The following is a 13090-nucleotide window of genomic DNA, read 5'->3' as shown; positions in this document are numbered from 1 at the left end:
GGGTGGCAAACAACGTCTTCGACCTCGCCGAGCTCCGCAAGCTGATCGAGGAGCCCGCTCCAGTGGAGACGCCCGCGCCCCAGGTCAGGGAGGCATTGACGTTCCCGCCTGTCGCGCCGGCCGCCGACGCGGAGCTGGCCGCCGCGGTGCCGGGGGTGCCGCTCGTCGCCGACGCCATCAAGCTCACCTCCTGGACCGGCGAGCGCCCGGTCACCGATGAGGGGCTGCTGTCCGAGAGCGACGCCGCCGCCGCGGCCAAGGAGCTCGGCGTCTCCCCGGCCCGGCTGCGGCTGGCCTGGATCGTGGCGGTCAACACCCGCCTGCTCCAGATCGTGCGCGGCACCGCCTCGCGCGGCGCGCTGCCCCTGCGCCTGCCCGTCGAGGGCACGCTGGAGTTCTGGGACGGCGTCGTCATGGACGTACTCGACCAGGCCGAGTCCTCCCGCCTGACCGGCTCGCGCGTCATCGACGGCCACCTGGCCGAGACCCTCGCCACCATCTACTCCGTACGCTCCGGCGTCGCCATCGCCAACCTCGCCAAGGGCCTGCTGCAGTCGCACGAGGTCGCCTGCGAGCCGAGCCAGGCCGAGCTGCGCGAGCTCAGCGGCAGCCTGCCGGGCGAGCTGCTGGAGGCGCTGTCCCTGCTCACCTACTGCGGCCTGGTGCAGCAGACCGGCACCGGCCGGATCGCGCTGACCCCGCTCGGCGTCTGGGCCGTCCGCCACGACCTGCTGCGCGAGGGCCACGAGGCGCCCACGCTGGCCGAGGTCGAGGTCTTCGCCGGGCTCGACGCGGAAGCGCTGGTGGAGTCCCTGGTCAGCGGCGCGGTCACGCAGAGCGCCGTGACGACCTGGCTGGAGCGCCGCCCGCCCGAGCAGGCCGCCCGCGACCTTCTGGCCGTCGCCACGGCCGGCGGCGCCGGCCACCGCGGCGCCGTGGGCGCCATACTCGAAGAGCTCGGCCCCGAGGCCCAGTCACCGGTACGCGACTCGCTCGCCGACCCCACCATGTGGCGCTACGCCGCCTCCTGGCTGCACATCCGCGACCTCGACGCGCCGCCGCTCAGCTCCGACGACCACACCTGGATCGCCGTCGACTCCGTCGCCGCCCTGCTCCACATCTCCGGCAGCCCGGAGTCCGTCGGCGAGTTCGGCGCGCTGGAGTCCGGCGAGGACCTGGTCAGGAGCGTGGGGGAGATGGCCGGCTCCAGCCACCCCGACACCGTGGCCGTCCTCGAACTCCTGGCCTCCACCCACGGCGACGCCGCCGTCGCCAAGGCGGCGCGCAAGGCCGCGATGAAAGCAAGGTCGCTCCTGACCACTAAACTGGGCTGATCCCACCCTGCCTTCGCGGAACGGAGTTGGCCTCTTGGCGATCCAGTCGATCCGGCTGTTCGGAGACCCGGTGCTGCGCACCCCGGCGGCCCCGGTCGTCGACTTCGACAAGGAGCTGCGCAAACTGGTCAAAGACCTGACCGACACGATGATGGACGCGCCGGGCGCCGGCCTGGCCGCCCCGCAGATCGGCGTGGGCCTGCGGGTCTTCACCTACTACGTCGACGACCAGCTCGGCCACCTGATCAACCCCGACCTCGACCTGTCGGCCGACCTCGACGAGGAGGGCGAGGAAGGCTGCCTGTCCTTCCCCGGCCTGTCCTTCCCGACGCCCCGCGCCATCCGCGCCGTCGCCAAGGGACTCAACATGCACGGCGAGCCGGTCACCCTCGAAGGCACCGACCTGATGGCCCGCTGCTTCCAGCACGAGACCGACCACCTCGACGGCATCCTGTTCATCGACCGGATGGACTCCGCGCAGCGCAAGCTCGCGATGAAGGCCATCCGCGAGGCCGAGTGGAGCGGACTGACCCCGCCGGCGGTCAAGATCTCCCCGCACGCCACCGGCGGGAAGGCCCTCTGATCATGCGCCTGGTCTTCGCCGGCACGCCCGAGACGGCCCTGCCCTCGCTGCGCGCCCTCATCGACTCCCCGCGCCACGACGTCGTGGCCGTGGTCACCCGCCCCGATGCCCAGACCGGCCGCGGCCGCAAGGTGCACCCGTCGCCCGTCGCCGAGCTGGCCGAGGAGGCCGGCATCGAGGTGCTGCGCCCGGCCAAGGCCGGCGACCCCGCGTTCCTCGACCGGCTGCGCGCGCTGGAGCCCGACTGCTGCCCGGTCGTCGCCTACGGGGCGCTGCTGCCGCAGTCCGCGCTCGACGTCCCCAGCCGGGGCTGGATCAACCTGCACTTCTCGCTGCTGCCCGCCTGGCGCGGCGCCGCCCCCGTGCAGCACTCGGTGCTCCACGGCGACGAGATCACCGGCGCGGCCACCTTCCAGATCGTCAAGGAACTCGACGCCGGGCCCGTCTACGGCGTCGTCACCGAGGAGATCCGCGCCGGCGACACCAGCGGAGCGCTGCTGGAGCGCCTGTCGATCTCCGGCGCCGGACTGCTGGCCGCCACCCTCGACGGGATCGAGGACGGCACCCTGGAGCCCCGGCCCCAGCCCGCCGACGGCATCAGCTACGCACCGAAGATCAACGTGGACGACGCCAGAGCCGACTGGCAGGCGCCCGCCATGCGGATCGACCGGCTCGTGCGCGCCTGCACGCCCAACCCCGGCGCGTGGAGCGAGTTCCGCGGCCAGCGGGTCAAGCTCGGCCCGGTCCGGCCGCGGCCCGACGCCGCCCGGCTGGAGCCCGGGGTGATCGCGGCAACCAAGCATGAGGTGCTGGTCGGCACCGCCACCCATCCGGTCGAGCTGACCGAGGTGCAGGCGCAGGGCAAACGGGCGATGAGCGCGGCCGAGTGGGCCCGCGGCTCGCGCCTGGGCGAAGGGGACAAGTTCGCGTGACGGCTTCACGGGGGGACGGCGGCGCACGGGGCCGCGGTCGTGGTGACGGCGGCTACGGCCGGGGCAGGGGCGGCGGGAGCCGTACCGGGAAGGGGCCGGTGCGGGACGAGCCGCGCAACGCGGCCTTCGACGTGCTACGGGCCGTCGACGAGCGGGACGCCTACGCCAACCTGCTGATGCCGCGCCTGCTGCGCGAGCGGCGGCTGGGCGGGCGCGACGCGGCGCTCGCCACCGAACTGGCCTACGGGACGCTGCGCGGGCTCGGCACCTACGACGCGATCATCGAGTACTGCACCGACCGCGCGCCCGACCCCGACGTGCGCGACGCGCTGCGGCTCGGCGCCCACCAGCTGCTCAAGATGCGCGTGCCGCCGCACGCCGCGGTGGGCACGACCGTCGATCTGGTACGGCTGCGCGTCGGCGTCGGCGCCTCCAAGTTCGCCAACGCCGTCCTGCGCAAGGTGGCCGCCAGGTCCCTCGACGACTGGATCCCGATCGTGGCCCCCGAGGACCCGGTCGGCCACATGTCGATCGCCCACAGCCACCCGCGCTGGATCGTGTCCGCCTTCCGCGACGCGCTCGGCGGCGACGACGCGGAGACGGCCGATCTGCTGGCGGCCGACAACGTGCGCCCGCTGGTCACGCTCGTGGCCCGTCCCGGCCGCAGCTCGGTGCCCGAACTGCAGGACTCCGGCGCCGAGGCCGGCCGCTACTCGCCCTATGCCGCCTACCTGCCCGAGGGCGACCCGGGCCAGGTGCCGGCGGTGGCCGAGTACCGCGCCGCCGTGCAGGACGAGGCCAGCCAGCTCGTCGCCCTCGCCCTGGCCAGGGTGCCGGTGGAGGGCCGCGACGAGTTCTGGCTCGACATGTGCGCGGGCCCCGGCGGCAAGGCGGGCCTGCTCGACGCCATCGCCGCCTACGGCGACCCCGACGAGGGCTTCCCCGGCGGCAAGCACCTGCTGGCCGCCGACGTCCAGTACCACCGGGCCCGCCTGGTCTGGCAGACCACCCGCGAGGCCTCGGTGATCACCGCCGACGGCACCGAGCCCGCCTGGCGGTCCGGCGCCTTCGACCGGATCATGCTGGACGCGCCCTGCACCGGCCTGGGCGCGCTGCGCCGCCGTCCCGAGGCTCGGTGGCGCCGCGACCCCGCGGGCGTGCCCGGTCTCGGCGCGCTGCAGCGCGGCCTTCTGGGCACCGCCCTCGACGCGGTACGGCCCGGCGGCGTCGTCGCCTACGTCACCTGCTCGCCGCACCTGGCCGAGACCGGGATCGTGGTCTCCGACGTGCTGCGGGGCCGGGAGGACGTCGAGCAGCTGGACGCGCGCTCGTACCTGACCGAGGTGCCCGATCTCGGCGACGGCCCGCACGCGCAGTTCTGGCCGCACCGGCACGGCATGGACGCGATGTTCCTGGCCCTGCTCCGCAAGCGGTAACAAGCAAGCGTTAGGTTACGATTCGCCTTCTAAGCCTGTCCTTGCCCTGGGCCGGTGTGGTCCCATCGGCCACGTGGACATCCTCGACGGCCTGCGCGGGGCCGAACTCGGGCCGATCATCGCGCTCCAGGGGCTGCCCGGCTGGCTGGAACCGGTGATGGAGGCGGTGTCGCTGTTCGGCAGCGAGCAGACCTTCCTGTTCCTGCTGCCCGTCCTGTACTGGTGCGTCAGCCCCCGCCTCGGCCTGCGGATGGGCGTGGTCGTGCTGGGCGCGGCGGCCAGCAACGCGGTGCTCAAGCTGCTGTTCCACGCGCCGCGTCCCTACTGGGTGGACGCCCGGGTCAGGCCGCTGTCGCTGGAGGGGACGTTCGGGCTGCCGTCCGGGCACGCGCAGATCGCCACGGCCACGTGGGGCGCCCTGGCCGCGGCCGTGCGGCGGCCGTGGGCGTGGTGGGGCGCGGTGGCGGCGGTCGCGCTCATCGGGCTGTCCCGGGTCTACCTGGGGGTGCACTTCATCTCCGACGTGGTGGCGGGGGTGCTGCTGGGCGTGGCCGTCCTGGTGCTGGTGGTGAAGCTGGAGCCGCCCGCCGTACGGTGGTGGCGGGGGCTGACGCTCGGCTGGCAACTGGCCGCGTCGGCGCTGGTCTCGGTACTCCCGCTGGGGGCGGCCGCGCTGGCCAACGTGCCTCATGCCGGGTGGTCGCTGCCCGCGGCGTGGCAGCAGGCCGGGGACGTCGATCCCGCCGCGCTCGACACGCTGGTGGCGATGTGCGGGTCGGTGCTGGGGATGCTGGCGGGGGCGTCGGTGATGTACCGGCTCGGGTGGTTCTCGGTGCGCGGGACGCTCGGGCGGAAGGCGGCGCGGTGGGCGCTCGGGTCGGTGGTGGTGGCGGCGGTGTGGTTCGGGCTGCGGGAACTGCTGCCGGAGCACGATGTGCTGCGCTATCTCCGGTACGCGCTGCTGACGTTGTGGGTGCAGCTCGGGGCGCCGCTGACGTTCATCCGGCTGGGCCTGATGGACGGAGCCGGACGCAAGGTGCCGTAGAAGGTTTCCCGGGAGACGGCCGGTGCCCGGTGCGGGTCCGGGGCTTCCCTAGAATCGGAGCGTGCAGATCTCGCCCAGCATCCTGTCCGCCGACTTCGCCCGGCTCGCCGACGAGGCCGCCGCGGTGCCCAACGCCGACTGGCTCCACGTGGACGTCATGGACAACCACTTCGTGCCCAACCTCACCCTCGGGCTGCCCGTCGTCGAAGCGCTGCTCAAGGCCACGTCCACGCCGATCGACTGCCACCTCATGATCGAGGACCCGGACCGCTGGGCCCCCGCCTACGCCGAGGCCGGGGCGGGCAGCGTGACCATCCACGCGGAGGCGGCCAAGGCGCCGGTACGGACGCTGCGCCAGATCAGGGCGCTGGGGGCGCGGGCCGGTTTCGCCCTCAACCCCGCCACCGACGTCACCCCGTACGAGGACCTGCTGGGCGAGATCGACATGCTGTTGCTGATGACGGTCGAACCCGGCTTCGGCGGACAGCGCTTCCTCGACGTCGTGCTCCCCAAGGTCCGCCGCGCTCGTGAGCTGGTGGCCCGCCACGGGGGGCAGATCTGGATCCAGGTGGACGGAGGGGTGGCCGCCGACACGATCGAACGCTGCGCCGAGGCGGGCGCGGACGTGTTCGTGGCCGGCAGCGCCGTCTACGGGGCCACCGACCCACGCGCCGCCATCGACGAGCTGCGCGCCCTGGCCGAGAGCGTCCCCCGCCCAGGCGGCGCGATCTAACCCGCCCCCGGCACCGGAAGCCCGCTCTTCCGGTGCCGGCGTGCTGGACCACTGACCCCAGCGCGAAGAACGGCCCTCCGGCCCTGGGAGACCGAGTGGCTCGCCGGGGTCCGTGTTTCGGGCCGGTGGCGGGGGCTTGAGGTGGGATCCCTTGGCTCCAGGGGGCGTACTGGAACGTTTGTCTGGTTGGGGGTTATGGGTAACTGTTTACTTATGACGGACCATGGGCTGTTCGGGCCGGAATCGGTGACGTGGCGGGTGATGGGGGAGCCCATCCTTCTGGTGGGCGGGTTCCGGGCGCTGCTGATGCAGGGGTTGCACCCGAGGGCGATGCGCGGCGTCCTGCAGAACTCCGCGCTCATGCACCCCGACGAGGCATGGTCGCGGTTCATGCGGACCACCGAGTTCGTCCGGGTCCGGACCTACGGCACGCTGGCCGAGGTCGAGCGGGCCGGCAAGCGGGTGCGGAAGATCCACTCCATGCTTCGCGCCGACGACCCCGACACCGGTGAGCGCTTCCGGCTGGACGAGCCCGGTGCGCTCATGTGGGTGCACGTCGGCGAGGTGGACTCCTACCTGTCGGTGGCGCGGCGGGCGGGTGTACGGCTGTCGGCCGAGGATGCCGATCGGTTCGTCCTGGAATGGCGGCGGGCCGCGGAGGTCGTCGGCCTGAATCCCGGTGACGCCCCGGGCAGCGTCGCCGAACTGCGCGCCTACGTCGAGGCGGAGCGGCCGGGACTGCGCCTGGTGCCCGAGGCGGGGCACCCGCTGCTGCAGTCGCTGACCGCGCCATTGCCGCTACGGCTGGCGCCGCTCAAGCCCGTGCTTCCCGCCCTGACGCTGCTGGCGTTCGCCACCCTGCCCCGCTGGGCGCGCCGCCTGTACGGCCTGCCCGCCACCCCCGTCGGCGACCTGTGGGCCACCGCCACGCTGCGGACGTTGCACGCGGGTCTCGGCCTGGTGCCCGCCCAGATGCGCTACGCCCCCGACGCCCGCCGGGCACGCAAGCTCATGGCCGCTTGACCAAGCGAGCGCTTGGTTGAGAATATGGGGGCGGTCGCAGATGCCGATTCGGGCATGGCAGACTGATAGGCGAAAGAAGAGCTAGCGTGCTCCGGGGTCGGTGAAATTCCGAACCGGCGGTTACAGTCCGCGACCCGGCCGATGCCATCGGCCGGTTGACTCGGTGAAATTCCGGGACCGACGGTTAAAGTCCGGATGGGAGGAAGCGCGCAGGCGTCCGGCCGTGGCCGGGCGCCGTTGTGGTGGCGTACGCGCACCACGCACCCCCGGGGTTCGCCGTGGCTTGGAGCTACTGGCGAGTAGGAGGTCCGGGGGTGGACGAACCCTTCCGGGATGACCCCCCTTCCGATGAACGGCGCCCCGCAGCCGAGCGGCACGCCGCAGGTGAACAACGCACCGCAGATGAACGGCACGCCTCCGGTCAACGGCACGGCGCGGGCACGTGGGATGCCGCGGGGGAGTGGGATGCCGGGCACATGGCGCGGGCCGTCGAGCTGGCCGCGTTCGGTCTCGGCACGACCAGCCCCAACCCCGTCGTCGGCTGCGTCATCCTCGACGCCCACGGTGAGGTCGCGGGCGAGGGCTTTCACGCCTACGCCGGTGGCCCCCACGCCGAGGTCGTGGCCCTGCGCTCGGCCGGTGAGCGGGCCCGTGGCGGCACCGCCTACGTCACCCTCGAACCCTGCGACCACACCGGAAGCACCGGCCCGTGCACCGAGGCGCTCCTGGCCGCCGGTCTCGCCCGGGTCGTCTACGCCGTCCCCGACCCCAACCCGCTCGCGGCCGGCGGCGGCGAACGGCTGCGCGCCCACGGTGTCGAGGTCGCGCACGGTCTGCTGGGCGAGGAGGCCGAGCGGGTCAACGCCGCGTGGCTGACCTCGGTGCGGCTGGGCAGGCCGCATGTCACGTGGAAGTTCGCCGCCACCCTCGACGGGCGTTCGGCCGCCGCGGACGGCACCAGCAAGTGGATCACCTCGCCCCAGGCCAGGCAGGACGTCCACCGGCTGCGGGCCGCCTCCGACGCGATCATCGCCGGCATCGGCACCGTCCTGGCCGACGACCCGCTCCTGACCGCCCGCCCGGCGAAAGCCGTACCGGACGACGGGCTGGAGAACGGGCCGGACGGAGGGCCGGCGAGCGAGCTGGGAGACGGGCTGGACGGCAGGCTGGGACGCGGGCTGGACGGGGTGATGCGGGAGCAGCTTGCCGAGGCGCGGCGGCGGGCGCGGCCGCCGTTGCGGGTGGTGGTCGATTCGGGAGCCCGTACGCCCGCCGGAGCGCGGGTGCTCGACGGGGCGGCGCCGACCCTCGTGGCCATCGCCGACACCACGCGCACCGGTCTGACGGCCGAGCTCGCGCGGCTGCCGTACCGGCCGGACGGGCTGGATCTGCACGCGCTGCTCGCGGAGCTGCGGCGGCGCGGCGTGCTGAGTGTCTTTCTGGAGGGCGGTCCGACGCTCGCGGGCTCGTTCGTCAGGCAGGGCCTGGTCGACCGGGTCGTGGCCTACGTCGCACCCGCGCTGCTCGGCTCGGGGCGGGCGGCGCTGGGGCAGGCGGGCGTGTCCACGATCGCCGGCATCCACTCCTTCGTCTTCGAAGAGGTTTCCATGATCGGCCCGGACCTGCGGCTCACCGCGCGGCCGGGTTCCCCTAAGGAGAAGTGATGTTCACCGGAATCATCGAGGAAATGGGCGAGGTCGTCGCCCTCGAAACACGCGGGGACTCGGCCGTGCTGTCGGTACGCGGCCCGATCGTCACCTCCGACGCCCGCCACGGCGACTCCATCTCCGTCAACGGCGTCTGCCTGACCGTCGTGGAGTCGGCGGACGGGGTGTTCACCGTCGACGTGATGAAGGAGTCGCTGGAACGCACCTCGCTCGGCGGGCTCAAGGAGGGTTCGGCGGTCAACCTGGAGCGCGCGGTCCGCGCCGACCAGCGGCTCGGCGGTCACATCGTGCAGGGCCACGTGGACGGCACCGCCGTACTGCTGTCGAGGGAGCCCGGCGAGGCGTGGGACAACCTGCGCTTCAGCCTGCCCGCCCAGCTCGCCCGATATGTGGCGGAGAAGGGCTCGATCGCGATCGACGGAATCAGTCTCACGGTCACGACGGTTGACGACGACAGCTTCGGGGTGAGCCTCATCCCGACCACGCTGCGCCTGACCAACCTGGGACGGCGGGTGGCCGGGGAGCTGGTGAACCTGGAGGTCGACGTGATCGCCAAGTATGTGGAAAGGCTGGTGGCACTGCGGTGAGCTGGGCAGATGCCTCAATCAATGTGTTCGGGTTGCCGGTCAAGTGGACCGATCTGCTCGGCAACGTGTTCGCGGTGGCGACCGTGCTGTTCGCCATGCGCAAGTCCATCTGGACGTGGCCGGTGCAGTTCGTGGGGGCGGTGCTGCTGTTCATCGCCTCGGTCAGCGCGCACGTCACCGGAAACGCCCTGAAGCAGGTCCTGTTCGCCGCGCTGGCGGTCTACGGCTGGTGGAAGTGGCGCCAGGGCACCCAGGGCGGCCAGGCCCTTGAGGTGCGCCCGGCCCGGTTGGGGGAGCGCGTCGGGCTGATCGCCGCGATGCTGCTCGGTACCGCGTTGGTCGCCACGGTGTTCTACGGGGCGTGGGTGCTGTTCGAGCTGCCGCTGTCGTGGGGCGTGCACGCGCCGGGGCCGGAGAGCCTCTTCCTCGTGGCCGCCGACGCGTACATCTTCGTCGGCGGGGCCGTCGCCACCTGGGCGCAGGGGCGGGCGCTGGTCGACTTCTGGATCGTGTGGATGGCCGTCGACCTGGTCGGCGTGCCGCTGCTGTTCCGCTCCCAGCTCTACGTCTCCGGCGCCGTCTACGGACTCTTCTTCATCCTCGTCCTCATCGGCTTCGTGAAGTGGCTGCGCGAGTACCGCACACGAACCGCCGAGCTCAAGCCCATGGCGGTGGCGACATGACCATGCTGGACCAAGTCGAACGGGCCATCAACGACATCCGCGACGGCAGGCCCGTCATCGTCGTCGACGACGAGAACCGCGAGAACGAGGGCGACATCATCTTCGCCGCCGCGAAGGCCACCCCCGAGCTCCTGACCTTCACCATCCGCCACACCAGCGGCGTCATCTGCGTGCCCATGGAAGGCAAGGAGCTCGACCGGCTCGGCCTGCCGCTCATGGTGTTCCAGAACCGCGAGCGCATGCGGACCGCGTACACCATCAGCGTCGACGCGCGCGACGGCGTCACCACCGGCATCTCGGCCGCCGACCGCGCCAAGACCATCCGCGCGCTCGCCGACTCCGCCACAGAACCCAATGAGCTGGTACGGCCCGGCCACATCTTCCCGCTGCGCTACCACGACGGCGGCGTCCTGATGCGCAGGGGCCACACCGAGGCCGCCGTCGACCTGGCCCGCCTGGCCGGGCTGTCACCGGCGGGCGTCCTGGCCGAGATCGTCAACGACGACGGCACCATGGCCAGGCTGCCCGAGCTGCGCGCCTTCGCCGACGAGCACGACCTCGCCCTCATCTCCATCGAGCAGCTCGTCGAGCACCGGCGGCGTACCGAGAGCATGGTCACCCGGGTCGCCGAGACCCGCCTGCCCAACGGCCACGGCACGTGGCGCGCGTACGGCTACTCCAGCTCGCTGGACGGCGGCGAGCACCTCGCGCTCGTGCTCGGCGACCTCGGCGACGGCGAGAACGTCCTGGTCCGCGCCCACTCCGAATGCCTGACCGGCGACGTGTTCGGCTCGCTGCGCTGCGACTGCGGCGTACAGCTCGACCACGCCATGGCCGCCATCGCCGAGGAGGGCAGGGGCGTCGTCGTGTACCTGCGCGGGCACGAAGGACGTGGCATCGGCCTGCTGGCCAAGCTCAAGGCGTACAGCCTGCAGGACAACGGCAGCGACACCGTCGACGCCAACCTGGAGCTGGGGCTGCCGGTGGACGCCCGCGAGTTCTCCAACGCCGGCCAGATGCTGGCCGACCTGGGGGTCAAGTCGATCCGGCTGCTGACCAACAACCCGGCCAAGCTCAAGGGCATGGACGGCTACGGCATCAAGGTGCTGGGCCGCGAGGCCATGCCCGTGGCCGTGAACCCGCACAACGAGCGGTACCTGACGGCCAAGCGGGAACGTCTCGGCCACTTCGTGGAGGAGACCTCATGAGCGGAGAAGGACGGCCCGGGGCGTCCGTGGTGGACGCCTCCGGCCTCAAGGTCGGGATCGTCGCGGCGAGCTGGCACGCGGGCATCACCGACCGGCTGGTGGCCAGGGCCGTGCAGGCCTGCGACGACAGCGGCGCCCGCGCCACCGTGGTGAGGGTGGCCGGTTCGCTGGAGATCCCCGTGGTGGCGCAGGCGCTGGCCAGGCGATGCGACGCGGTGGTGGCGCTCGGGGCGGTGATCCGCGGTGAGACCGCCCATTTCGAGTACGTCTGCGACTCGGTGACCGCGGGACTGACCAGGATCTCGCTCGACGAGGAGACCCCGGTCGGCAACGGCGTCCTGACCTGTGAGAACCTCCAGCAGGCCGAGGACCGCTCGGGCGGGCCCGGCGCCAAGGAGGACAAGGGTTACGAGTCGGCCCTGGCGGCGCTGGAGACGGCGCTGCTGCTACGCGGGCTGACCGTCTGATCGCCGGGCGCCGGCCAGGTGGCGGGCGGCGCGGTCGCGGGCGGCCTGCCACGGAGTGTGGCCGGTGGCCGCGGCCGTCCGCTCGCCGGACCGACCCCGACGTGCGGTAAGTTTCCTGCGTGCCCGAGCCAGTCAGCCCGCCGCCGCTGCCCGTGACCTTCCGGCCGCGCCGCGGCAGAATCGTCCCGTACGGCTTCGCCGTGGTCATCCTCATCGGCGCCGTGCTGATGGCCCTGTTCATCGCCGAGCCGTTCCAGCTGGCCGACCGGATCGCCATCGTGCTGTTCGGCTGCGCGGTGGCGTACATCCTGCATCTGCTGGGCCGCGTCCGCGTGGATGCCGACGACGAGGGCATCACCCTCGTCAACGCCCTGCGCACCCACCGCTACACCTGGCCCGAGGTCCTGGACGTCACGCTGATGGTCGGCGACCCCTGGCCCAAGATCGACTTCTCTGACGGCCGCACCGTCGGCGCCATGGGCATCCAGGGCTCGGAGAAGGCCCGCGCCAAACAGGCCACGGCCGAGCTCAAGGCCCTCATCCGCACCCGGGGCGAAGCCGGCGAAGACTGAAGTGGCCTGGCGGTTCGGGGGTGAGGTGGACCTTTGCCGGTGACCACCCCGGGGCTACGCTGCACGGACATGAACGTGATCGCGCATCTCAGCGACATTCACCTCGACGCCGATCCGCGCAGCTCCGACCGCACCCGCGCCGTCATGGACTACCTGAACGACCTCCCGTACGACCTCGACCTCGTCCTGGTCACCGGTGACATCGCCGACCACGGCCTGCCGGAGGAGTACGCGCGGGCCCGTGAGCTGCTGGACTCCCGGCACCCCGTCCTGGTCTGCCCCGGCAACCACGACGACCGCGCCGCCTTCCGCGCGCACCTGCTCGGCGGCGAGGCCGCCCCAGGCCCGGTCAACCAGGTGCACCACGGCTCCGGCTTCGTCGTGGCGGCGTGCGACTCCTCGGTGCCGGGCAAGGACGAGGGGCTGCTGGAGGACGAGACGCTCCTGTGGCTGGACCAGGTCCTGGCCAGGGCGGGGGAGCGGACGGCGCTGGTCGCCTTCCATCACCCTCCCGCGCTGCTGCACGTGCCGTTCGTCGACGGCATCAGGCAGTACGGCGAGCGGCGCCTGGCCGACCTCCTGGAGCGCCACCCCCACGTGGCCGCCCTGCTGGCCGGGCACGCCCACACCCCGGCGGCCACCACGTTCGCGGGCCGGCCCCTGCTCGTGGCGCCCGGTGTCGTCTCGACGCTCCGGCTCCCCTGGGAGCTGCCCAAGGGCGTGGTGGACCTCGACCAGCCACCGTCCCTGGCCTTCCACGTGCTCGACGAGGGCCGCGTGACGACGCACTACCGAACGATCCTCTGAATGTCGGCGTAGC

The 13090-nt window shown here is 72.6% G+C and carries 14 protein-coding genes and 1 riboswitch; all 14 genes read left to right on the top strand.

Going from position 1 to position 13090, the window contains the following annotated elements; translation table 11 throughout:
* The first annotated feature begins 2 nt into the window (after positions 1–2).
* Entirely contained in the window at positions 3–1334 is a 1332-nt protein-coding gene (locus tag ACFWY5_RS07060; RefSeq protein ID WP_379630783.1) for a hypothetical protein, read from the top strand.
* A 34-nt stretch (positions 1335–1368) separates the two neighbouring features.
* The gene (gene def / locus ACFWY5_RS07055; protein ID WP_379618680.1) at positions 1369–1917 is read left to right on the top strand and encodes a peptide deformylase; all 549 of its coding nucleotides are present in this window, start codon (positions 1369–1371) and stop codon (positions 1915–1917) included.
* Positions 1918–1919: 2 nt separating this feature from the next.
* The gene (fmt, locus tag ACFWY5_RS07050; protein WP_379630782.1) at positions 1920–2849 is read left to right on the top strand and encodes a methionyl-tRNA formyltransferase; all 930 of its coding nucleotides are present in this window, start codon (positions 1920–1922) and stop codon (positions 2847–2849) included.
* Positions 2846–4285, top strand: coding sequence for an RsmB/NOP family class I SAM-dependent RNA methyltransferase (locus tag ACFWY5_RS07045; protein WP_379630781.1), 1440 nt, complete (start codon positions 2846–2848; stop codon positions 4283–4285). Before fmt ends, ACFWY5_RS07045 begins: the two co-directional genes overlap by 4 nt.
* A gap of 73 nt (positions 4286–4358) precedes the next feature.
* The gene (locus tag ACFWY5_RS07040; protein WP_379618674.1) at positions 4359–5330 is read left to right on the top strand and encodes a phosphatase PAP2 family protein; all 972 of its coding nucleotides are present in this window, start codon (positions 4359–4361) and stop codon (positions 5328–5330) included.
* A 61-nt stretch (positions 5331–5391) separates the two neighbouring features.
* The gene (gene rpe / locus ACFWY5_RS07035; RefSeq protein WP_379630780.1) at positions 5392–6063 is read left to right on the top strand and encodes a ribulose-phosphate 3-epimerase; all 672 of its coding nucleotides are present in this window, start codon (positions 5392–5394) and stop codon (positions 6061–6063) included.
* Positions 6064–6276: 213 nt separating this feature from the next.
* The gene (locus ACFWY5_RS07030) at positions 6277–7086 is read left to right on the top strand and encodes an oxygenase MpaB family protein (RefSeq protein ID WP_379630779.1); all 810 of its coding nucleotides are present in this window, start codon (positions 6277–6279) and stop codon (positions 7084–7086) included.
* An 82-nt stretch (positions 7087–7168) separates the two neighbouring features.
* Positions 7169–7299: riboswitch (FMN riboswitch) on the top strand.
* 101 nt (positions 7300–7400) lie between these two features.
* On the top strand, positions 7401–8750 hold the full coding sequence (gene ribD, locus ACFWY5_RS07025; protein WP_379630778.1) for a bifunctional diaminohydroxyphosphoribosylaminopyrimidine deaminase/5-amino-6-(5-phosphoribosylamino)uracil reductase RibD: 1350 nt from the start codon (positions 7401–7403) through the stop codon (positions 8748–8750).
* On the top strand, positions 8750–9340 hold the full coding sequence (locus tag ACFWY5_RS07020; RefSeq protein WP_379618666.1) for a riboflavin synthase: 591 nt from the start codon (positions 8750–8752) through the stop codon (positions 9338–9340). Before ribD ends, ACFWY5_RS07020 begins: the two co-directional genes overlap by 1 nt.
* A gap of 32 nt (positions 9341–9372) precedes the next feature.
* A complete protein-coding gene (locus ACFWY5_RS07015) occupies positions 9373–10023 on the top strand; it encodes a nicotinamide riboside transporter PnuC (protein ID WP_379618664.1) in 651 nt (216 codons plus the stop codon).
* Positions 10020–11231, top strand: a complete 1212-nt coding sequence (locus ACFWY5_RS07010) for a bifunctional 3,4-dihydroxy-2-butanone-4-phosphate synthase/GTP cyclohydrolase II (RefSeq protein ID WP_379618662.1) — start codon at positions 10020–10022, stop codon at positions 11229–11231. Before ACFWY5_RS07015 ends, ACFWY5_RS07010 begins: the two co-directional genes overlap by 4 nt.
* Positions 11228–11698 (top strand): 6,7-dimethyl-8-ribityllumazine synthase, encoded by a 471-nt coding sequence (gene ribH / locus ACFWY5_RS07005; protein WP_379618660.1) that lies wholly within the window; start codon positions 11228–11230, stop codon positions 11696–11698. The genes ACFWY5_RS07010 and ribH overlap by 4 nt, the downstream gene beginning before the upstream one ends.
* Positions 11699–11817: 119 nt before the next feature.
* Positions 11818–12270 carry a PH domain-containing protein gene (locus tag ACFWY5_RS07000; protein ID WP_379630777.1) on the top strand — a complete coding sequence of 151 codons (453 nt, stop codon included), beginning with the start codon at positions 11818–11820 and terminating at the stop codon, positions 12268–12270.
* Between the two features lie 69 nt (positions 12271–12339).
* Positions 12340–13077 carry a phosphodiesterase gene (locus ACFWY5_RS06995; protein WP_379630776.1) on the top strand — a complete coding sequence of 246 codons (738 nt, stop codon included), beginning with the start codon at positions 12340–12342 and terminating at the stop codon, positions 13075–13077.
* The last annotated feature ends 13 nt before the right edge of the window (positions 13078–13090 follow it).

The organism is Nonomuraea sp. NPDC059007 (assembly GCF_042740555.1).
In the GTDB taxonomy this organism is placed as follows: Bacteria; Actinomycetota; Actinomycetes; order Streptosporangiales; family Streptosporangiaceae; genus Nonomuraea.
Note: the sequence above shows the minus strand (reverse complement) of the source record. Positions and strands in the feature narration are given on the sequence as shown.

Coding starts and splice junctions, on each gene's coding strand:
- fmt (WP_379630782.1), top strand. CDS start 1,920: ATGCGCCTGGTCTTCGCCGGCACGCCCGAGACGGCCCTGCCCTCGCTG.
- ACFWY5_RS07030 (WP_379630779.1), top strand. CDS start 6,277: ATGACGGACCATGGGCTGTTCGGGCCGGAATCGGTGACGTGGCGGGTG.
- ACFWY5_RS07020 (WP_379618666.1), top strand. CDS start 8,750: ATGTTCACCGGAATCATCGAGGAAATGGGCGAGGTCGTCGCCCTCGAA.
- ACFWY5_RS07010 (WP_379618662.1), top strand. CDS start 10,020: ATGACCATGCTGGACCAAGTCGAACGGGCCATCAACGACATCCGCGAC.
- ribH (WP_379618660.1), top strand. CDS start 11,228: ATGAGCGGAGAAGGACGGCCCGGGGCGTCCGTGGTGGACGCCTCCGGC.
- ACFWY5_RS06995 (WP_379630776.1), top strand. CDS start 12,340: ATGAACGTGATCGCGCATCTCAGCGACATTCACCTCGACGCCGATCCG.